Origin of the sequence: Actinomyces minihominis (genome assembly GCF_900187855.1) — a bacterium.
Taxonomy (GTDB): Bacteria; Actinomycetota; Actinomycetes; order Actinomycetales; family Actinomycetaceae; genus Scrofimicrobium; species Scrofimicrobium minihominis.
On sequence record NZ_FYEG01000002.1, the window covers coordinates 320,303 to 339,849 of the forward strand.

At 60.9% G+C, this 19,547-nt stretch carries 15 protein-coding genes and 2 tRNA genes; 6 read left to right on the top strand and 11 right to left on the bottom strand.

Features of this window, described 5'->3' with window-relative positions; all coding sequences use genetic code 11:
• Nucleotides 1–67 precede the first annotated feature (67 nt).
• Nucleotides 68–5,464: a peroxidase family protein gene (locus tag CS903_RS03540; protein ID WP_164996660.1), complete on the bottom strand. Its 5,397-nt coding sequence runs from the start codon at nt 5,462–5,464 to the stop codon at nt 68–70.
• 701 nt (nt 5,465–6,165) lie between these two features.
• Nucleotides 6,166–6,239, bottom strand: a tRNA-Ile gene (locus tag CS903_RS03545).
• Between the two features lie 97 nt (nt 6,240–6,336).
• Here CS903_RS03545 and CS903_RS03550 point away from each other — a divergent pair.
• Nucleotides 6,337–6,894 (top strand): hypothetical protein, encoded by a 558-nt coding sequence (locus tag CS903_RS03550; protein WP_099332159.1) that lies wholly within the window; start codon nt 6,337–6,339, stop codon nt 6,892–6,894.
• Nucleotides 6,895–7,016: 122 nt separating this feature from the next.
• Here CS903_RS03550 and CS903_RS03555 read toward each other — a convergent pair whose 3' ends face one another.
• The 6 genes from CS903_RS03555 to CS903_RS03580 all read right to left on the bottom strand — a co-directional run bounded on the left by CS903_RS03555 (nt 7,017) and on the right by CS903_RS03580 (nt 12,128).
• Nucleotides 7,017–7,241 carry a hexameric tyrosine-coordinated heme protein gene (locus tag CS903_RS03555; RefSeq protein WP_099332160.1) on the bottom strand — a complete coding sequence of 75 codons (225 nt, stop codon included), beginning with the start codon at nt 7,239–7,241 and terminating at the stop codon, nt 7,017–7,019.
• Nucleotides 7,242–7,411: 170 nt separating this feature from the next.
• Nucleotides 7,412–7,486 (bottom strand) — tRNA-Asn (locus CS903_RS03560).
• A 100-nt stretch (nt 7,487–7,586) separates the two neighbouring features.
• Nucleotides 7,587–8,174, bottom strand: a complete 588-nt coding sequence (locus CS903_RS09290; protein WP_129587581.1) for a hypothetical protein — start codon at nt 8,172–8,174, stop codon at nt 7,587–7,589.
• A gap of 32 nt (nt 8,175–8,206) precedes the next feature.
• On the bottom strand, nt 8,207–8,542 hold the full coding sequence (locus tag CS903_RS03570) for a metal-sensitive transcriptional regulator (protein ID WP_099332162.1): 336 nt from the start codon (nt 8,540–8,542) through the stop codon (nt 8,207–8,209).
• 153 nt (nt 8,543–8,695) lie between these two features.
• Nucleotides 8,696–10,747 carry a DNA primase gene (gene dnaG / locus CS903_RS03575; RefSeq protein WP_099332163.1) on the bottom strand — a complete coding sequence of 684 codons (2,052 nt, stop codon included), beginning with the start codon at nt 10,745–10,747 and terminating at the stop codon, nt 8,696–8,698.
• A 70-nt stretch (nt 10,748–10,817) separates the two neighbouring features.
• Entirely contained in the window at nt 10,818–12,128 is a 1,311-nt protein-coding gene (locus CS903_RS03580; RefSeq protein WP_099332272.1) for a deoxyguanosinetriphosphate triphosphohydrolase, read from the bottom strand.
• Nucleotides 12,129–12,260: 132 nt separating this feature from the next.
• Here CS903_RS03580 and CS903_RS03585 point away from each other — a divergent pair, with 132 nt between their 5' ends.
• Nucleotides 12,261–13,448 (top strand): alpha-amylase family protein, encoded by a 1,188-nt coding sequence (locus CS903_RS03585; RefSeq protein ID WP_129587582.1) that lies wholly within the window; start codon nt 12,261–12,263, stop codon nt 13,446–13,448.
• Nucleotides 13,449–13,467: 19 nt separating this feature from the next.
• Here CS903_RS03585 and aroD read toward each other — a convergent pair whose 3' ends face one another.
• Genes aroD through CS903_RS03600 form a run of 3 tightly spaced genes read right to left on the bottom strand, consistent with a single transcriptional unit; the run spans nt 13,468 to nt 16,815 of the window.
• The gene (aroD, locus tag CS903_RS03590) at nt 13,468–14,178 is read right to left on the bottom strand and encodes a type I 3-dehydroquinate dehydratase (protein ID WP_099332165.1); all 711 of its coding nucleotides are present in this window, start codon (nt 14,176–14,178) and stop codon (nt 13,468–13,470) included.
• Between the two features lie 2 nt (nt 14,179–14,180).
• On the bottom strand, nt 14,181–15,431 hold the full coding sequence (dusB, locus tag CS903_RS03595) for a tRNA dihydrouridine synthase DusB (protein WP_277984864.1): 1,251 nt from the start codon (nt 15,429–15,431) through the stop codon (nt 14,181–14,183).
• Nucleotides 15,424–16,815: a glycine--tRNA ligase gene (locus tag CS903_RS03600; RefSeq protein WP_099332167.1), complete on the bottom strand. Its 1,392-nt coding sequence runs from the start codon at nt 16,813–16,815 to the stop codon at nt 15,424–15,426. The genes dusB and CS903_RS03600 overlap by 8 nt, the downstream gene beginning before the upstream one ends.
• Before the next feature lie 141 nt (nt 16,816–16,956).
• Here CS903_RS03600 and CS903_RS03605 point away from each other — a divergent pair, with 141 nt between their 5' ends.
• Genes CS903_RS03605 through CS903_RS03620 form a run of 4 tightly spaced genes read left to right on the top strand, consistent with a single transcriptional unit; the run spans nt 16,957 to nt 19,532 of the window.
• Nucleotides 16,957–17,748 carry a metal ABC transporter ATP-binding protein gene (locus CS903_RS03605; RefSeq protein ID WP_099332168.1) on the top strand — a complete coding sequence of 264 codons (792 nt, stop codon included), beginning with the start codon at nt 16,957–16,959 and terminating at the stop codon, nt 17,746–17,748.
• Nucleotides 17,741–18,592, top strand: coding sequence for a metal ABC transporter permease (locus CS903_RS03610; protein WP_099332169.1), 852 nt, complete (start codon nt 17,741–17,743; stop codon nt 18,590–18,592). The genes CS903_RS03605 and CS903_RS03610 overlap by 8 nt, the downstream gene beginning before the upstream one ends.
• Nucleotides 18,589–19,023 (top strand): Fur family transcriptional regulator, encoded by a 435-nt coding sequence (locus CS903_RS03615; protein ID WP_242491734.1) that lies wholly within the window; start codon nt 18,589–18,591, stop codon nt 19,021–19,023. The genes CS903_RS03610 and CS903_RS03615 overlap by 4 nt, the downstream gene beginning before the upstream one ends.
• Nucleotides 19,020–19,532, top strand: coding sequence for an SNARE-associated domain-containing protein (locus CS903_RS03620; protein WP_099332170.1), 513 nt, complete (start codon nt 19,020–19,022; stop codon nt 19,530–19,532). Before CS903_RS03615 ends, CS903_RS03620 begins: the two co-directional genes overlap by 4 nt.
• Nucleotides 19,533–19,547 lie beyond the last annotated feature (15 nt).

Genomic DNA, 19,547 nt, shown 5'->3' on the forward strand with positions numbered 1-19,547 from the left:
GCGAGTCGGCCACCCAAAACCCACAGGTGACCGACTCGCGTCTACTCAGAGAGGAGCGTGCTGAATATTACGGGGTTGCTGTCACGGGTCCCCTCACCGCCGTTACAGCCCTCTCATTAGCCCCCTGCGTGTCCGTGTACTCAATCACGACCCTGATGAAGGCATCGAGATCGGTCTCCGCCACCAGGTAGGCACTGTCCAGAATCTGGTCTGCTCCGGGACCCTGAATAGTCACCCAGTCGGCGTCGGGAGCACCAGCCGCCGCTGCCCTCTGCCAGGTGTAGGTGAACACCGCCCCTTCTGTCCCGTCCTCATCGGTAGGTACCGTCACCGATAGCGTCGAACCCACCTGCAAGGTTCCAGCTAGTTCCGGCGGAACCGGGAGGTCGTTGACATTGACCACCGTTGACGCAGTTGGTACCGAGACAAAGGTGTGGGTTGTGCCGTCCCTGTCAAAGGTCATCCTGGCAATCAGGTACTGACCGACCGCTGCATCGTTAAGTGTGAAGGTTGAACGGTTCGGTGCATCAGCGTCTGCTTCCACACCACCGATTATCAGATCCTCACGCTCGGTGATCTCCTCCGGGGACGCACCTTCTCCGCCCTGCCAGAAGAAGCGGATGTTAGTGGCTCCGGTGAGGTCGAATGGCTGCCCTGAAAGGTCGAGCAGTTCGGCCACGGCCGTTTCGCCCTCAAGCATTTCCGGGGTGGTTGTAATGACAAGTTCACCCTCAGAAACACAGTCGAGAACCGTGACCGCTTCGGGGTCGAGCTTCACACATCCATCCTGGAACTGCAGGACCTCAATGTTGTTGATGATATCGAGTCCCTCAGACTCCTCGGCCTCGGCCGCGCCAGTGTGTTCAACCTGCCAGTAACTGTCACGAATGTGAGTGATCACGTAGGCCGTCCGAATATCCTGGTACTGCGCGGTATCAACGGCCGTGCTGTCCGGAGCGTCGTAGCGAATCTCGCGGACAATCTGCAGGTCGCCGGGGTTGATGGTGCCGTTGAGTAGACGAGCCCGGTAGGGAGCTGCGCCCGGATGCTGCTCAAGGATGGTTCCATCAGCGGAAACCAGAGCCAGGTCAGCCGCCAGGTAGGCATCGCCATCTAGGTAGTCATTGCCGAACCGGCCTTCAATGAGGTCGCTTCCTTCACCACCAAGGACGATGCTCGGGAAACCATCGGTATCAAGTACCGGGCCTGACCTCATGAACTGCTGACCGAAGTTGAGCCCTTCGGGGTAGAGCATCGCACGGAGGCCGGTGACCAGATCCAGGGTCGATTCGGTCATCTTGTGCAGGTACTCTTCATCTCCGGCGAACTCACCCTCGACCGCCCGGTTAGGTCCGCGCAGGATGTCATCGCCCGCACCACCCGAAAGGCCCTCAATTTGATCAAAACGGTCTCGAACAGCGGTTACATCTGGGCGTTGCAGCAGGGTGAAGTTGAAGTCAGCATCCACACCCTCTGTCTCACCGTAGTAGGTGACCCAGTCCCAACCCATGTTGCCGAGGTGGCGGTCGGTGCCGTACTTCTCGGCAACAAGGATGTCATCGCCACCCTCGCCCTCGATGTCGTCGTCACCCCCGCGGCCAAGGACAACATCGTTGCCCCCAATAACATCGGCCTGGAACTGATCGGCGTTATCACCCTGGGCGAGGTCGGCATGCGCTCCGCCCTCCACCCAGTCATCGCCCTCACCACCGAAGATGTTGGCCCGTCCTGTCCCACCGAGGTAAGTGTCGTTGCCATCACCCAGGAAGACGTTGCCCGTGTCGCTACCGCGAGTCACAAAGTCATCACCACCACCACCGAGGAGGAGGTCGAAGCCAGGTCCGCCGTTGACAACATCGTTGCCGAGGCCGGCTCGGATCTCGTCATCTCCGAAGAGGTCGGTGAGAATATCGTCGCCGACACCGCCATGGATCAGATCGTTGCCGGAACCGCCCTCGATGTTGTCGTTGCCCTCACGTCCCCAGAGTGCGTCATCACCCTGGTCTCCCCGGATTCGATCGTTTCCGACCGTTCCGTGGACCTCGACGTGCTCCTCCCCGATGAAGCGGTACTCCCCATTTGCAAGTTGGGAGAAACCATTCGGGAGGGGGATCGGGTTATCGAGGTCGAACTCAATCTGGTTGACGTTGAAGACTCCGGCAGGAATGTTCGCAGCATCAGAGTTGCGCTCAATAAGGGAGGCGAAGGAGTTGCCTTCCAGTGCCGCAAAGAGCTGGTTGCCCTGGTTGCGGAACAGGTAGTAGAAGCGGTCTCCGAACTGGAGGTCTTCAAGGGTGTTCTCAAAGACGTAGTTGAAGGTTGCTCCAAGCATTCCACCGAAGGGGTTGAGCCGTTCAGCTAGGCCGCCTGTCCAGAAGTCAACCCCGTTGAGGCCGGTCTCAAGACCCGCCCATGACCCAGAGGAAAACATGAAGTCGAGTCGATCGGCGGGTGCACTGGGACGGACAGGGGCAAGGGCAGCTAGCTGCGCCTCAACTCCCGCGTCAACAGCACCGGGTCCGCCAATAATGATGATTTTCTCCATGCCCAGTCGCCTCAGTTCGGCCACCACCGATCCGGGGATAGCTCCCGTAGTCGGAACCAGGAGCAGCGGGGCATCGTCTCGCCCAGCCGCTGGGGCCGGCCCGAGGGCGTCGGGGAAGTTCCTGCCCGTTGCGACGTAAACCGTCTTGGCACCGTCAGGATAGGTGGCTTTCGAGATCTCCACGGCTGTTCCGTACCGGTTGTCCCCACCCAGGCGTGTAACCGCACCTGTGGTGTAGGTCCCGAGCGACCTTGCAACAGAGGCATTAATCGCCTTTTCCCCACCGAGGACGATGATCTCCTTGGGTTGGAGGCGTCCCAGCTCGGTGGCTGTTGCCGCTGGGATCTTGCTTGAGCTGGTCAGGAGGATCGGGGCACCGAGGCGTCCCAGTCCACCCGGTGCGCTTGGTGAAGCCACAGCACCGCCCGCAAGCGCGTCGGGGAAGTTCGACCCGGTTGCGATGTAGACCCGGTCAACCCCGGGGTTGAAGGTGCTCCGGCTGACGCTGGCCGCGGTGACGAACCTGTCGGCTCCCGCGACTCTCTTCACCGTCGCAATATCGGCCAGGGCTTCGGCAACGCCCTGGGACACCGCGGAAGTTCCACCGAGAATGACGATCTCCGTGGGGTTCAGGCGCACCAGTTCGGTGGCAATTGCCACCGGTAGTACCGAGCCACGTGTGAGAAGGACGGGCCCCTCATTCATGCCGGCGGCAGGTCCACCAACTAGGGCATCCGGGAAGTTCTCGCCCGAGGCGATGTAGACAACCCGAGCCCCGGCGGGGAATGTCGCTCGGCTGATCACAGCTGAGGTGTCGTAGCGGTTGGTGCCTGCGAGCCTCTGAACGAACTCAGCACCCGGAGGGGCACCGTTGACGAGGTATGAGGCTGCCGTGCGCTTTTGATCGACTGTCTTGGCATTGAGGACCGTTGGGTGGGTGCCGTAGGCGGCGACGAAGTTGACCAGGGTGGCGTTTTGACCACCACGACCAAAGATGTTGCCGTTCTTTAGGCCATTTCCGAAGTCGGACCAGTTCTCGTAAGGACGCAGGCTGACGTCGCCGCTTTGCTCGTAGAACAGTGCGCGAGCGGACTGGAAACTTGGTGTTCCTGTGTCATTGGCTCGGATGAGGTTGATGGTTGCAAGGTCGAGGGGTAGTCCCAGCAGGTTGTTGCGCAGGGTACCGACGATGAACTCATCAATCTGGCTGCTCTGCTGGTCAGTGGTGCCCATGATGATGGAACCGGCGGCCTGATCGGGGCTCAGGGTTGACTCTGCGTCATAGGCCCTGGGGTTGAGGAAGCCATCCAACAGTGGGACATCAGCTGTTCCGAAGCCTTCACGCTGAATGGTTTCGGTCATCATCGAGTGTCCGAACCTGTAGACCACGTTGGCAAACTCTGCCGGGATGTCTGCGTTGATGTCCGGGTTGTAGCTGTTCTCGTTGAAGACGACCGGTTCGATGGCCGGCTGGATGCCTCGGGCGAACTCTTCAAAGACAAGGTGCTGGTATTGCATCTCGGTCACGAAGCGTGCTGCCTGGAACAGTCTCTGTTCGTAGCTCCAGTCATCAGCTTCAGGTCCGGGCAGAACCTGGTCCGGGCGCTGGTTGGGCCACTCGTGCTCGAGGCCCTGGAAGGCCTTCTTGAGCTCGGGGTTCTGGTTGAGCACCTCTTCGATATGGCCAACCATGCGGTTGTGCTCGGAGTGGAAGACATGGTGCACGGCGGTGAGGCCGATGTTCTCGTTTCCGCGTCCGTCACCCGTCACAAAGTGTTCATCAAGAGTGACGTTGTCGTAACCGGTCAGTTCTCCGCGAACCGGCGCTCCGCTGGCATCACAGACCGCATCGACCGGCGGGATTGGCTCGCCAGTTTCGTCGTACTCCTGCGGCTCAAGTGCCCCTGTCTCACAGTTGAAAAGAGGGGTGGCACCGTGGGCAATGTCGTCTAGGAAGGCGTGGTTGGTGTGGATGGCGGGCGCCGTTCCCGCAGGTGCACTTACGGACCCCTCCACGGTCCCGCCCTCGGTAACCAGCAACGGGAAACCATTGGGGCCGGGGACAAAGTTGCCGTAGAGATCGGTCGCCACCATCGGAACATTCAGGACGTCATCATCGTTCAGATTGATTCCGAGGACGTTGACGGCCTGCGCTTTGATGTCTGCCCATGTGGCCAACCCGCCCGTGGGGGCATCAAGTAGTCGTCCAGTGGCCTCCGGTTTTCCCGCAACCAGGGTGTACTCGCGAAGGAAGACCTGGTGGGAGGGATGGGAGGTGTAGGTCTGGTTCTGGTCTACATACGGAGTGGTCTGGTTGTTGTGGGTGTCGTCAACAGTTCCAATGACGCCATCTGGGCCCGCCCCGCGTTCGGCACGGGTCAGGGTGAGGAAGTTGGTTGAGGAACCATCCACATAGAGGGGATCATCCGGCTGGAGTGGCACGACAATCGTTCCGTATCCACCCTTGTTGATGAGGTCGAGGCCGTGGTCAAAGAACTGACCGAAGAACCCAAAGAAGGTGTTCGTCGGGGCAGACAGTCCCTCATCCGTAGCCGTGTTGGGAATGACTACGGATCCATCTGCATTGACCACTCCACCAAGTGTTGCTTCCGCTGCATTGACAGCCGCAGGGTTGGCGCTTGACTGGTCGACAATCAGGTTGCTGGTGATTCGAGGGGTAGCGTCATAGACGAAGTGACCGGGGTCAGACTGGGCGTAGCAGGTCGGGGTTGATCCTGGCGGCGCCCCTGGGGGAACCGGCTCACAAACCTCAACATTTTGGCCGGCACCCGGAGCTTCCGGGACATCTGGTCGGGCTGAACCCTGTTTGTAGACAGGTGTTACCAGCCTTTCCATGGGTTCGTCAGCTGAACCCCAGTGGGACCGTCCATCAACCAGGTTGTTGAAGGATCCGTCCACCGTTCGAAGGCCAAAAGGCAGCTTGGCATCCGGCACACACTTCCAGGTTCGGTCCGTGGGTGTGGAGCAAAGAAGTGGCCCCACCCCTCCCCCGGTCGTACTGCGGTCATGAGCCTCTGCGATTTGAATCTGGCGCAGGATGAAATCCAAGTCGTTCGCATTGACATAGAACGACGTAGTTTCCGATGTTTCTGTTGCTGCTTGGGCCTGTGGTTCTAAGGCAGTCGCAAACGACCCGACAAGGGCCAGCGCAGCAAGACTGGAAAACAGACGTATGACCCAGCGTCGCCCCCGGTGGGACCGCCTTCCTGGGTGTGGTTTGGTAGATGACATTGGGGCTCCTCATTACGACAACCGGTGAAATGCCCACCTACTTGTCGCAAGATGCTTACCTCTGACATCTGGAGACCGCGCCTAGGTGCGCATCCCAACTTCGGCTTTTTCGCCGGTTCAGTGCCACTCCTTGGTGGCAGGTTTGACGCACCCTCAGGACTATGGTCCCAGAAGTGAGCTTAACGTCACACTTACGTCAAATGCAAGACCTTATTTTCGTAAAGCATTCTCTTACGCCCTCTAGAGGAACCCCCTCTGAACTGCAAAGTTCCTTCATAGAGGGGTGTCCGAGCAAACCAAGTCTCACCCGAACCCCACTGTTCAACCGATTGAACAGCCGAGTGGTCCCGGGCTGCAAACACAAAAAGTGCCCCCGCTGGGGCTCGAACCCAGGACCAATGGATTATGAGTCCACTGCTCTAACCGACTGAGCTACGGGGGCGACTTGCGCAGGCCCACTTTACCCCACCGGCGGAAAGCTCTCGAATCGCCCCCTTCCTCCCTTGGGAAGGCGCCTCCCGCCCGGCTAATCTGCTGGTATGAAACTCTTTGGTCGCCGCAAGAATGCCAACTCAGTTGACTCAGAACTCCCACCTCAGCCCAAAGGTGCACCGCTTCCCGAATCTGTGCGCCTCAGCATCCCCCAGGACCAGCGGGGCGGTCCCTACGAAGAGCTTGAGGACGGTCGTTTCATCATCGTAGGTCGCAACATCATCATGATTTCCAATGAGCACAAGGTCGTCGACTCCGGCTTCTGGCATGAGGTCCAGTACGCCTCCTGGGACGCCAGCACCCACACCTTCCGCCTGGTTTGGTCCCAGCCCGACCGCGACCCGGTCATCGGACGCACCATCACGCGCAACCCCAAGGACCTGATGGAGAAGATTACCCACCGCGTTGACGACACCATTGTCGCCACCCGCCGTTTCGTCACCTCGGGTGGCGCTTCAGTTGCTGCCACGGTGCGGCGCCGGGTCGACGGTGAACTCTTCTCAGCGGTCATCTCCTCTGGACCCATCAGCGATGAGGACGAAAAGAAGGCCTACAGGCTTGAGGCCGACCTGCGCGAGGAACTGGGGATGGGCGAGGCCGATTAGAGACCTGGGAGCCAGGAACTTACAGGTCCACACACCCACGAGACAGGGCCAACCTCGACCTAGGTAACAGCCTTTAGAATCACATGGCTCAGGTCCCGGCTTCGCGGCATCGATGACGGGGCTTACCTCCAGTAGTTGTTGGCGGCAGCCACCGTCTGGAAGTTCAGTGCCACCACCTGCGAGGCGGCAGTCAGACTGTCTGCATTCTCTGCATAGACTGGACGCAGACGATGCAGAACTTCAACGTCGGGCTGGGTGGTCTTAACGCCCATCCGGGAGAGCTTCACAGCGAGCTGAAAGCCTTCCTCAGGCGTGGCGGTGATCAGGGTGGGCCAACCATGTTTCAGACATCAGAACCTCCAAAGTCAAACTTCACTTACTGACCAGGTTCCCCACTTAAGTGGGCTAGGTCATAAAAAGATACTAACCCGGTTTTCAAAGTGTGGCGAGGGCCACTAGCCAGAGGCATCGTTGCCCAAGAAAGCTAAAAGGCCCGGTGATCTTCACCAGGCCCATTTGGCTCCCGCGGTTGGACTCGAACCAACAACCGTTCGATTAACAGTCGAATGCTCTGCCATTGAGCTACGCGGGATTGCTTCGATAAGTTTAGGCGGCCTTCCAACGATCGGGCAAATCCTCAGGAGTGCCGTATCCCTCACTTCTAAGCAAGCATCCTTTCGCCCAGGCATGGGTTAGGAACTGTCACCTGATTGCGCCAGGCGCAGCCTCAGTTCTTCGTTTTCAAGTTCGAGGTCGTAGAGGTTGTCCCAGAGCTGATCATTCTCTTCCTGAAGCACCGTGATTTCCTCTTGGAGCAGCAGGTTCTGCTCCTCAAGGAGAACGGTGTCCCCACCTCCCAGGGAAAAGCCGAAAAAGAGGGCGACAATCGCCGCAATGGTCGGCGCTACCCAGCGCCTTTTCCTCCGCTCCGGCAGGCTGGCGTCAGCGGGTCCCCAGGGTCCACCTGGCCCGGGTGTGCCCCACGGAGAACCCTGGTACTCGGGTGTCGTCGTAGCGGAGGGTGCCGCATACGGCCCCTGGCCCGGGGCCCATGTCGCTCCAGCTGAGGGCACCTGCTGCCGAGGTACCTGTACCGGTGGAGCACTCTGCCCGGGATACTGCGGTGTGATCGGTGATGGTGCCTGCTGACCGTGCGGGGCCCCCTGGGGCTGAGGGAACGGAGGTTGCGACTGGCCGCGCGACACGTTACCCCACGGGTCCGTCGACTCATAGGGGTTGGTGCGCTCCGAGTTGCTCGGAGAGAATCGGCTGTCACTCATGGTTGGAACCTAGCGTTACCCGTTGGCGTCGCCTAGGTGAGCATCATGAAGAGCTTCTCTAGCTCTTCAATCCGAACCTTTGAGTCGCCCTCTCCATCATCCGGCGCAGGTTCGCTGGGGTCGCGCAGGCAGTCCTGCATGGCCGTGGAGATGATGAGGAACCCGGCACGATCAAGCGCTTTAGAAACAGCGGCCAGCTGGGTCACCACATCCCGGCAGTTGCTTCCAGACTCGAAGGCGTTGATAAGCCCGTCGAGCTGTCCCCTGGCCCGCTTCAGTCGGTTGGCGATCTTCTTGGCGTCAACGGCTGCCTGCTGCGAGGCTGCAGTCCTGGCGTCGTCAACGTTTGGTGAGGTCGTGCCTGACACTTCTGCTCCTTGGATACATGTGGGGCGCGTTCAACAGAGGATATTTCCGCACCCTTTAGCTGCGCTCATTATCCCACGGGGTATCTGAGAAGGGTTAGGTGGGGGCTCACATGTGAGACCGGAGAGCAGCCTCAACACCGACTCTCCCCTCCGTTATTCGTCCATCTGCAGGTAGGTGCGGCGCCGCCTCTCGATACCCCACAGGTCCTCGAATGCCTGCATTGCCTCCGGTGAGGCCGAATCGAGCCTGGCCAGACGCGACTGAAGCGTCCTCGTCTGCCGCTCAAGTTCTCTGATAACCAGGGAACGAACCAGTCCCTGGGCATACTCCCTCTGGTTCTCTTCCTCTACGGGCAAGGTCAGGACCATCAGGGCGATGAGGTCGTCCGCCACCTGGGGCTCCGCTTCATCTTGGACATCCCCGACCCAGCGTCGCGTGGCAGCTGCGACCGCCGCTTCCCCCACCCCGAGTTCCATCTCGGCTTCCTGCAGCCTGTCAAGGAACCCGCTCAGGCCCCCGGACTGCATCAGGTGGTTGAACATAGCGGCATTGCGTGCGTCCTGAAACGCGCCCGGAGTGAGCTCTTCCAATCCAACCCCAACTACATCGAGGGGTCGCTGGAGGCTGGCCGCAAGCGCGAGGCGTTCGGTTGACGGTCCGGTGCCTGCGTCCGGGAGAAGTGGGCGGCGCGGTGCCTGCTCGGGTTGCTGTATGTCGTCACCAGGAGCTCCGGTCCCCTGGGGCTGTGCCACTGCGCCCCCTCGGGACTGCTGGTTGGGGTTGATGCGGCTTTGGTTCCGTGGGTCGGCGGGGGGCTGCTGACGTTTAGTCTGGGCTGCGACGCGGGCCGCCTGGAACATGGCGCGCTCAACTTCGCGCGGTTCAAGCCCGATCCATCCGGCAACTTCTCGGGCGTACTCAGTTTGCAGGGCGCGGTCCTTGATTCCAGCCAGGATGGGGGCTGCTGAACGCAGTCCCTGAACCCGACCCTCTGCCGTGTCAAGGTTGAGGGAGGAAAGCACAGAACGCAGAACGAACTCGAAGAGTGGCACCCTGGAGGCGATCAGCCGTTGCAGGGCTTCGTCTCCGCCTGCCATGCGCAGATCGCAGGGATCCATTCCGTCGGGGTCAACCGCGACAAAGGTCTGGGCGGCAAATGCCTGGTCTTCGACGTAGGCGCGACGGGCCGCAGCCTTACCTGCTTCATCCCCGTCAAAGGTAAAGATGACCTCCCCGCCCCGAGCCCGACCGTCAGCTAGCATCACCCCCGCGGAAGCCGACTCAACGTCGCCGAGCAGCCGACGCATTAGCTGGGTGTGTTCCTTGCCGAAGGCGGTTCCGCAGGTGGCAACAGCGGTGGTCTCGCCGGCGGCGTGAGCCGCCATGACATCTGTGTATCCCTCAACCACCACCACCTTGCGCTGCCTGGAAATATCTTTCTTGGCGAGGTCGAGGCCGTAGAGAACCTGCGACTTGTGGTAGATCGGCGTCTCGGGGGTGTTGAGGTACTTGGGTGAGTTGGGGTCGTCCCCCAGGCGTCGTGCCCCGAAGCCGACGGTCGCACCTGTTACGTCCCGAATCGGCCACATCACCCGGTCCCGGAACCTGTCGTAGGGTCCGCGCTGCCCCATGATGGCGAGGCCGGAGGCAACGATTTCCTCATCCGTGAAGGCTTTGGAACGCAGGTGTTTGGTCAGGCCATCCCACCCACCCGGGGCGGCTCCGCAGCCAAACTTTTCAATATCACCACGGGAGAACCCGCGGCCCAAAAGGAACCTCCGGGCCTCCTCAGCCTCCGGCATGTTGAGGTGTCCCCGGTAGAACTCTTCGGCTATGCGGTTGGCATCAAGGAGGCGCCTCCGCTGGCTCTGGCTGGGGCCGCGGCGAGGCTGGTTCCCGCCCTCATAGCGCAGCTGGACCCCATACTTACCCGCTAGGGCCTCAACTGCCTCAGTAAAGGTGACGTGGTTGATCTTCTGCAGGAACGAAAAGACGTCCCCACCTTCGGAGCAACCAAAGCAGTGCCAGCGACCCAGTTGGGGGCGGACGTGGAATGAGGGGGATCGTTCATCATGGAAGGGGCAGAGGCCCTTCATCGAGCCGACACCGGCAGCCTTCAGGGTGACGTGCTCTCCCACCACATCCTCGATCCGAGCTCGTTCACGAACCAGGTCGATGTCTTCACGTCTAATCAGTCCGGCCATGAACCCAGCTTAGGTTGCCGGTGAGCGGCAGGTGACCGCTGTCAGCGAACATGTGTTCGCCCCCAGGTTTCTAGAGGAGGGTGGAGAGCAGTCCGCAGAGTCGCGCGTGCCACGCATTGGCAGAGACATCGGTCAGACAGGCCACCTGGTCGATGACGGCGCGCAGTCGTCCGGCATCATCGGAAGCCCGTTCCCACTCTTCGGCGAAAGGAAGTTCAAGTTCACCTGGTCCGCCCTCGAACAATGCGGTGACGAGGTCGTGGACGATGGTGCGCTGCTGGTAGTAGACCGGCTGACTCTCCCTGGGACTCATCACGTAGTGCACTGCGATCCCCTTGAGCAGACCGATCTCGGCTTCGGTCTCCTTGGGAATGACCAGGTCGGCACCAAAACGTCCCAGGGGACCCGCGCCATACTCGGCCCGGGTGGCTGCCACTGCCGCGGAACAGAACCGTCCGATCAGCTGGCTGGTCAGATCTTTGATTTCGGCGCGGGCACGATAGGAACCGTCGTAGGAGGTAGGCCAGTAGTCAAGACCGAACAGGCGGTCAGCAGCATCCCCCAGTTCGTCCTCACTGATTGCGTCCGAGTACCAGTCCACCGTTGACTGGATGATGGCCTCAAGTTCGCCGACCTCACCACGAAGGCGCTCGAGGGCGAAGTGACCGGTAGCGACTGCGTCTTCAAGGTCGTGAACGGAGTAGCCGATATCATCAGACAGGTCCATTACCTGTGCTTCCAGGCAGCGCCTCCCCGCTGGCGCGCCCTCACGCATCCAGTCGAATACCTCGGCGTCGTCCTCATAGCAGCCCCACTTTCTCAGGGACTTCTGCGGGTCGGGTCCACCTCCCTTGACCCAGGGATACTTGGTGATGGCATCGAGGGTGGCGCGCGTCAGGTTCAGCCCACCCGGGACCCCGTTAGGCCCCATCACCTTCGTTTCCAGACGGGCCACCAGTCGGAACGTCTGGGCGTTACCTTCGAAGCCACCAATATCGGCAGCGACCTCGTCAAGGGCGCGTTCCCCGTTGTGACCAAAAGGCGGGTGGCCGAGGTCGTGGGCCAGACAGGCAGCATCAACCACGTCTGGGTCACAGCCCAGTTCGAGGGCGAGGCCACGTCCCACCTGGGCAACCTCTAGGGAATGGGTAAGACGAGTGCGCACAAAGTCGTCAGATCCGGGACCGAGCACCTGTGTCTTAGTCCCTAGTCTGCGCAGTCCCGCCGAGTGGAGGATTCGGGCACGATCACGGTCAAAAGGACTGCGACGTGGGTCTTTGGGGTCCTCGGGAAGGAAACGGCCCCGATCGGCCCTGTCGTACGGCCACTCGGTCTGCGAGAAATCAATGTTCTGCGCGTCATAATCGCGCTCGTCAACCATGCCCATCACGTTCCAAGGCTAGTATGGATGGGGCGCAGCCGAGGTATTCGGCCATTGTGATCGGGGGTTTAAGTAGTGCGGGGTAACCAGACGATCACAACGAGCCTGATCCACAAGAGAGAAGACGGCGAGATGTCCTGGTGGCAGACCACTGTCATCTGCGATATGCCGGGCCTGTGGGACAACAGCGGGCTCCGCAAACTCTCAGAGTTGCTCCCTGAAATCGCCAACCTCGGATTCGAGTCGCTGCTAATCCGCCCGGCCAACCCAATTGTCGAAGGGGAAACTAGTTTCCTCCCCGACTTCGTCGCAGCAGCCCACCGAGCGGGACTGCGGGTAATCGTCCGCGTTTTCATCCTTCCCGAAGGTTCGGTGCTCGAAGCCCCCGACTCCCCTCCCCTCGTTCAACTTGAGGACGATGTTGCGCTGGTGACCGAGAGGATCCGGACTGCCCTTGAGGCCGGCGTCGACGGCGTTGACCTTGGAACTATTGAACTACCGGGGGAACTGGTCGACGATTCAGAGCGGTCCAGGGCCTTCTCATCCGCCGTGAACTTCGCGCTTGCGGAACTGGCCGGGTTCGATGACGACCGCATCCTGACTGCAGCTCTTCCGGCTGAACCGGAAGAAGAGTTCACCCGTCACCTTCGTGAAGACTGGTTCCACCACCTGCGCTCCTCGGTCATGTTCGATGTTGAGTGGCGCAGGGACGACATGCGCCAGGCCATCACAAGGGCCTTTTCACAGCGCGATTCCCTTGGACTCTCAACGCCGTGGCGACACGCTCTTGTTCGTCCCCAAGCCGCGCAGACGGCTCGAACCAGCGCCGACACCGGCTGGGCCCGCGGGGCATCTCCCGAGCGGCACCTGGCGATGAACCTGTTTGTGTGTGCCCTGCCCGGTAGTGCCTATCTGCCGTTCCTTCAGGTCGGAGGCTCAACCCACTACCCCGTCGAGAATCGCTCAGCGGTTGACGTCCACATCGGGGCTACCGAGCAGGATCAATTCAACTCCCAGGGGATTGCGCAGGCACTGCATATCCGCAAAGAGCAGGGTCTGGCCGTCAGTCCCCTCGCATTCATTGATGGGCTGCCCTGGGCAGGTGACGACACCCTGGTCATGCTGGTAGGACACACCATGGTTGTCCTCAACATGTCGGAGCGACGGATCTCAGTCCCCCGCTCCTACTGGCTCATCGCCTCATCCGGGGAGGCAGGGACGATCCCCGGGGGTGGCACCTCAATGGCCCCCGATACCTGCTGTTGGTTCCAAACTGCCGACCTGCAGCCCACTGACCCGGGGAACTATCCGCGCCAGTAAACCAGGTGGCAGCCTACGGCTAGATCTGTTCCAGGCTGTCCCGAATCTCAGCAATCGTGGGCTGTCCAGGCGCACTGGCCTGAACCCCCCGAGCAAACGTAAATGCACTGCGTTGCGCCGAGGCCCCCAGCCGAGAGGGCTGACCCAGTTCGCCCATTCCGATGATGACAGTCGGCATTGGCAGGTTCTTGACCGCCCACTCTTGAAGGCGCTGAATGAGGGCGAGGTCGTCAGCGTTGCGCACCATCCACGCCACCTTGCCAACCCCGGCCCCCATGTCTTGCATGTGGGAGAGGAGTTTCTGGGTGATACCCGCGGAAGGTGAGGCCGTGAAGTCATGGAATGAGGCCACCACGCAGGTGATGTCGCTGATCTCAGCGATCAGTTCCTCCGCTCCCGACTGACCGGCCTCGACATCAACCAGGTCTGCCCACTGGGCCGCCAGACGGATCGCCTTCCGGTAGCTCGCGTTGGAACCCCGGTAGTGTCCCCCCTCATCCTCGGTCCGAACCGTGACGAGGACGGGCAGACCATGCGTCTTACGCAGGCCAGCCCCCAGTTGATGCACCAACTCATCAGTGGGGTCGATGTCGAGATAGTCGAGGCGCCACTCGACAAGGTCAGCTCCGGAAGCCGCCGCCTGCGCCACCTCTTCCTCAACCGCATCTAACGATGATGCACTCACCGGTACCGCAATGAGCGGTGACTTTGAATCAAACTTGCAGCCCATGGCTATCCCCCATCACTTCCGGCGCTGTCATCTAGTCCAGCGCGTTCTTCAGCATCCAGGTAGCGGCTTTCCAGCCACCCTTCTGGAAGGTGGGGGCGGCGGGCCGTACCTTTACGACCTCGGGGCCCCCCTGCTTCAGATGGGAACGGCTGGTCGAGGTCGAGCGCGGCCAGGCGCTCACTCAACTCTTCCCTGGTCGAAACCAGACTCAGGAAACGACGGGCTTCACCGCCTATGGAGAAGCCACGCAGGTACCAGCCGACATGTTTACGTAGTTCTTTTATGGCCCGGGCTTCGATACCGTCGAAGGCCACCGCCAGTTCGGCGTGGCGGTCGAGTACCTGCACCACCTCCGCAAGGTCTGGCGGGGTGATGGGATCTTTCCCCCACAGGGCCGCCGAGATCTCCCGGAACAGCCAGGGGCGCCCCTGGCACCCGCGTCCCACGATGACGGCATCACACCCCGTCTGCTCCATCATCTCCTGGGCATCCACTGCTGAGAAGATGTCGCCATTGCCAAAGACCGGGATGTCCATCTGCTCCTTGAGAGCAGCGATGAAGGGCCAGCGTGCCGCCCCCGAGTAGTACTGCTCCTGGGTGCGGGCGTGCAGTCCAACCGCAGCGGCGCCGTGGGAACGCGCCAGGTGAGCCGCATCAAAGACGGTTATGTGGTCGTCGTCGATTCCGATGCGCATCTTGACGGTGACGGGAACCGATCCCGGGCCGCCTGGAGCCACCGAATCAGCAGCCGTCACCACCGCGGTCACGATGTCCTCGAAGAGATCCTTCTTCCAGGGAATCGCCGCCCCTCCCCCCTTGCGGGTTACCTTGGGGACCGGGCAGCCAAAGTTCAGGTCGATGTGGTCGGCGAGGCCGCGCTGCACCAGCTGTCGTGCTGCTTCCCCCAGGGTCTCCGGGTCGGTCCCGTAGAGCTGCAGGGAACGCACCGGGTCGTCCTCATCGGCTTCCACCATGTGCCACGAGGCCGCATTGCCTTCTAGGAGGGCACGGGCCGTGACCATTTCATTGACAAACAGACCCCCGGGAGCAAAGCGTGCCGCGCGGGCGGCAGCCAGGTCCACTTCCCCCGGCAGTCCCTCGTTGGCGAACTGGCGGCACAGCCTCCTGAAGGCGCGGTCAGTCACCCCGGCCATGGGGGCCAGAATCAGGGGGGTGCCAACGGTAACGGCGCCAAGGGTGAGAGAAGCTCTGCCTTCCGCCTCAGCGCCGTCACTTAAGCGTGAATCAGACAACGTCCAAGCGCTCAAGCAACCAGGCCCGAACGTCCGCAAGAGGTACGCGCACCTGTTCCATGGTGTCACGGTCACGGATTGTGACGGCCTTGTCCTCAAGTGTTTCGAAGTCGTAGGTGATGCAGTACGGGGTACCGATCTCATCCTGGCGACGGTAGCGACGGCCAACCGCACCGGCCTCGTCATACTCGACGTTCCACAGATCACGCAGCTGCATGGTCAACTCACGTGCCGGGACGGCCAGCTCTTCCTTCTTGGAAAGGGGCAGCACGGCAACCTTGACGGGTGCCAGGCGCGGATCAAGGCGCAGGACGATGCGCTTGTCGACACCACCCTTAGTGTTGGGGGCCTCATCTTCCGAGTAGGCCTCTACCAGGAATGCCATCAGCGACCGGGTCAGGCCAGCCGAAGGCTCAACCACCCACGGAGTCCAGCGTTCGTTCTTACCCTGATCAAAGTAGTCAAGCCTCTTACCCGACTTCTCAGAGTGGGTGGTGAGGTCGTAGCCGGTTCGGTTAGCAATCCCCTCCAGCTCTCCCCACTGCGAACCCTGGAAACCAAAGGTGTACTCGATGTCTACCGTGCGTTTCGAGTAGTGCGACAGCTTCTCTTGCGGGTGCTCATACAGACGCAGGTTGTCACGAGAGATGCCGAGGTCGGTGTACCAGTTGATCCGCTCTTCAATCCAGTACTCGTGCCACTCTTCATCCGTGCCGGGCTCGACGAAGAACTCGAGCTCCATCTGCTCAAACTCACGGGTGCGGAAGATGAAGTTACCCGGGGTGATCTCATTGCGGAAGGACTTCCCGATCTGAGCGATTCCAAACGGCGGCTTCTTCCGGGAAGTAGTCATGACGTTGTCGAAGTTAACGAAGATTCCCTGCGCGGTCTCAGGGCGCAGATAGTGCAGTCCCTGCTCATCATCAACCGGGCCGAGGTAGGTCTTGAGCAGGCCGGAGAACGCCTTCGGCTCGGTCCACTCACCACGCGTGCCACAGTCGGGGCACGCGATAGCGGTCATCTCAACTTCGTCTTCGCTGATGTCATGCTTCTCGGCGTACTGCTCAATCAACTGGTCCTGACGGAACCGGTGGTGGCAGGACAGGCACTCAATCAGAGGGTCGGTGAAGGCTTCAACGTGTCCGGAGGCATTCCACACGGCGGTCGGCAGGATGACGGATGAGTCAATCCCCACCACATCGTCGCGCTTACGTACCATGGCCTTCCACCACTGGCGTTTGATGTTTTCTTTTAGTTCAACACCCAGGGGCCCGTAGTCCCAGGCACTGCGAGTACCGCCGTAGATCTCACCCGCCGGAAAAACAAAGCCCCGACGCTTGGCAAGATTGATGACGGCATCCAGTGTTGAAGTTTCCCGAGCCACGCTTTTCTCCTCAAACGAAACTGACAGTCAGCCAGCCATTCTACCGACCTTGTTGGAATGCCCGAAATGCTGCCATGTGACATCCCCCCACCCATGCCGCACTTTGTTGACAATGATTCCCAATAAGCAGACGATTACCCCATGGAATCAGCCACAGCGAAACCGGCGATTGTCCTTCGAGACACCCGCGCAGGCTACCGGGGACACGTCGTCCTCCACGACCTCAACCTGCAGATTGACGAGGGCGAATGCGTCGCCATCACCGGGAACAATGGCTCTGGTAAGTCAACTCTGCTCAAGACCCTGATCGACACCATTCCTCTGCAAGGAGGTGAGGTCGATGTCCTGGGGTTCACGCGACGGGCCACCCAAGCCCCGGTCGGTACTGCCCCGTGGTACTCCGTGGGATACGTGCCGCAGCGCCTGGCTTCCGCCGGAGGGATTGAGTCGACGGTCCAGGAGATGGTGCAGTCCGGTCTGCTGGGAACCGGCCACCTGCGCCTTCCTCGGAACTGGGCAGAGCGTGTCAAGAACGCCCTCGACCTGGTCGGCATGTACCACCGACTTCACGAACCCTTCCAAAACCTCTCTGGCGGCCAGCAGCAACGTGTCCTGATTGCCCGAGCCCTGGTGCGCAACCCTTCGCTCATCCTGATGGATGAGCCTCTCACCGGCCTCGACGAGCACAACCGTCTGCGGCTGAGGGAGATCCTGGAGGCCAGTCTGCTGCGCGGAGCAACCGTGGTGGTCGTCCTCCACGAACTAGGTGAGCTTCGCCCCCTGATCACCCGGGAAATCCGTGTTTCAGCTGGCCATATCACGCACGATGGCCCCTGTACCCACGACACACACCAGGATCTGGCGGCCCCGTGGTGGGACCACGATCAACTTCACGGCCACGACGCCACGGACGACGAGTTCGAACATGCTTGAGCTGATCCTCTCCCCCCTGTTCCTCTACTCCTTCCTCGCGGCGCTGCTCGTCGGAGTGTCCGCTCCGGTGGTCGGCACCTACCTCGTGCACCGCCGCCTCGCCATGCTTGGTGACGGAATCGGCCACGTCGCCCTCACGGGTGTGGCCGTGGGCTGGCTGGTCGGATCGTTGGCCAACCTGAGTCCGGTCGATAAGTTTGCTGTCCCCGGTGCCATCATCGCTTCGATTGGGGCCGCGGTCATCATCGAACTGGTCCGTCGTTCCGGAAGAACCTCAGCGGACGTCGTCCTCGCCCTTCTTTTCTACGGCGGAATCGCCGCTGGTGTTGTCTTCATCGGACTGGCCGGCGGTTCTTCAACCCAGTTGAACTCCTACCTTTTTGGTTCCCTCGCCACTGTCTCTCTCGGCGACCTCATCCTGATCGTGGCCATGGCCATCGGCATCTTCGCCATCGGGATCGGGTTGCGACCCCTCCTGTTCTCCATCACGAATGATGAGGACTTTGCGCGCTCCTCGGGGTTGCCTGTCAACACCCTCTCCATGCTGGTGGCGGTGATGTCGGCCGTCACCGTGGCCGTCTCGATGCGGGTGGTCGGCGCCCTTCTGGTCTCTGCGATCATGGTGATCCCCGTGGCCACCGCTCAGCTCTTTGCGACTTCATTCAAAGCCACAATGGGCTACGGAATGCTGATCGGCGGGGTGGTATCCGTGCTGGGGTTGGCGATCACGTTTCAGGTCAACATCTCCCCCGGCGCCACCATCGTCGTCCTCGCCGTCATCGTTTACGCGGTAACGTTTATGGTCCGCTCCCTACTAGAAAAGTCCAGGAGGGTTTCCCGGTGACCGACATCAGCATCCCTTCAACGGCGCCACAGCAGCGCATGTCAAAGCAGCGTCGCGCCATCCTTGACGACCTCGAAGCCAACCCGACATTTCGCAATGCGCGTGATATTCACGCCTCACTCGAAATGGCGGGAGGCTCGGCTGGACTTGCCACGGTGTACCGCAACCTCCAGGTCCTGGAAGAGGCCGGTCTGGTTGACGGTGTGCGCAGTGAAACCGGTGAGATGCTCTACCGGGCCTGCGCCGATCTCGACCACCACCACCACCTCATGTGCTCGGAGTGTGGCAGGGCGGAAGAAGTCGAACTGGACGGAATGGAACTCGCTATACAAGAATTAGCCAGTAGGCACGGCTACCAGCTTTTGGATCACACCCTTGAACTGGTTGGGTTGTGTAAGCAGTGCAGAGATGATCAATTGGGGGAAGCATGATACCGGACTGGGCACAATCAGGACTACCGCTGGTTGGTTTCCTGTTCGTGGTGGTCTTCTTCCGCGCGCAGGGGACGTACTGGCTGGCCCGCTCCATCCCCGCCGCCGTGACAAGGTGGGGGGCTGACTCGAAGCGCTTCTCCGGCCTTGCCAAGTGGGTCAACGGTCCGGTGCCCGCTAAGGGCAAGAGGATTCTTGAGAACTGGGGCATCATCTCCATCCCCCTCTGCTTCCTCACCGTCGGCACCCAGACTGCAGTCCTGGCTGGTTGCGGACTGGTTCGGATGAACTGGGGCAAGTTCACCGCCGCCATGCTCCCCGGCGCCGTCGCCTGGGCTTTCCTCTACGGCTACGGCCTCCTGGCCGTGTGGATGACCGTACTCAAAGCCGTAGCTGGATCCCCCTGGGCCTGGGCCATCCTCGCCGCTCTGGTCGGCACCATTCTTGTCATCAAGAACCGATCCAAAATTAAGACCGCAGCTCTCTCACTGGCCGGACCCGCGCACTAAACCCGCCCTAGTCCC

What these genes read in the sequence shown, in the direction of transcription:
- CS903_RS03620 (WP_099332170.1), top strand. Translation starts at nt 19,020, where the DNA reads ATGATACCGGACTGGGCACAATCAGGACTACCGCTGGTTGGTTTCCTG.
- aroD (WP_099332165.1), bottom strand. Translation starts at nt 14,178, where the DNA reads ATGGGCTGCAAGTTTGATTCAAAGTCACCGCTCATTGCGGTACCGGTG.
- CS903_RS03605 (WP_099332168.1), top strand. Translation starts at nt 16,957, where the DNA reads ATGGAATCAGCCACAGCGAAACCGGCGATTGTCCTTCGAGACACCCGC.
- CS903_RS03610 (WP_099332169.1), top strand. Translation starts at nt 17,741, where the DNA reads ATGCTTGAGCTGATCCTCTCCCCCCTGTTCCTCTACTCCTTCCTCGCG.
- CS903_RS03585 (WP_129587582.1), top strand. Translation starts at nt 12,261, where the DNA reads ATGTCCTGGTGGCAGACCACTGTCATCTGCGATATGCCGGGCCTGTGG.
- dnaG (WP_099332163.1), bottom strand. Translation starts at nt 10,747, where the DNA reads ATGGCCGGACTGATTAGACGTGAAGACATCGACCTGGTTCGTGAACGA.
- CS903_RS09290 (WP_129587581.1), bottom strand. Translation starts at nt 8,174, where the DNA reads ATGAGTGACAGCCGATTCTCTCCGAGCAACTCGGAGCGCACCAACCCC.
- CS903_RS03580 (WP_099332272.1), bottom strand. Translation starts at nt 12,128, where the DNA reads ATGGTTGACGAGCGCGATTATGACGCGCAGAACATTGATTTCTCGCAG.
- CS903_RS03550 (WP_099332159.1), top strand. Translation starts at nt 6,337, where the DNA reads ATGAAACTCTTTGGTCGCCGCAAGAATGCCAACTCAGTTGACTCAGAA.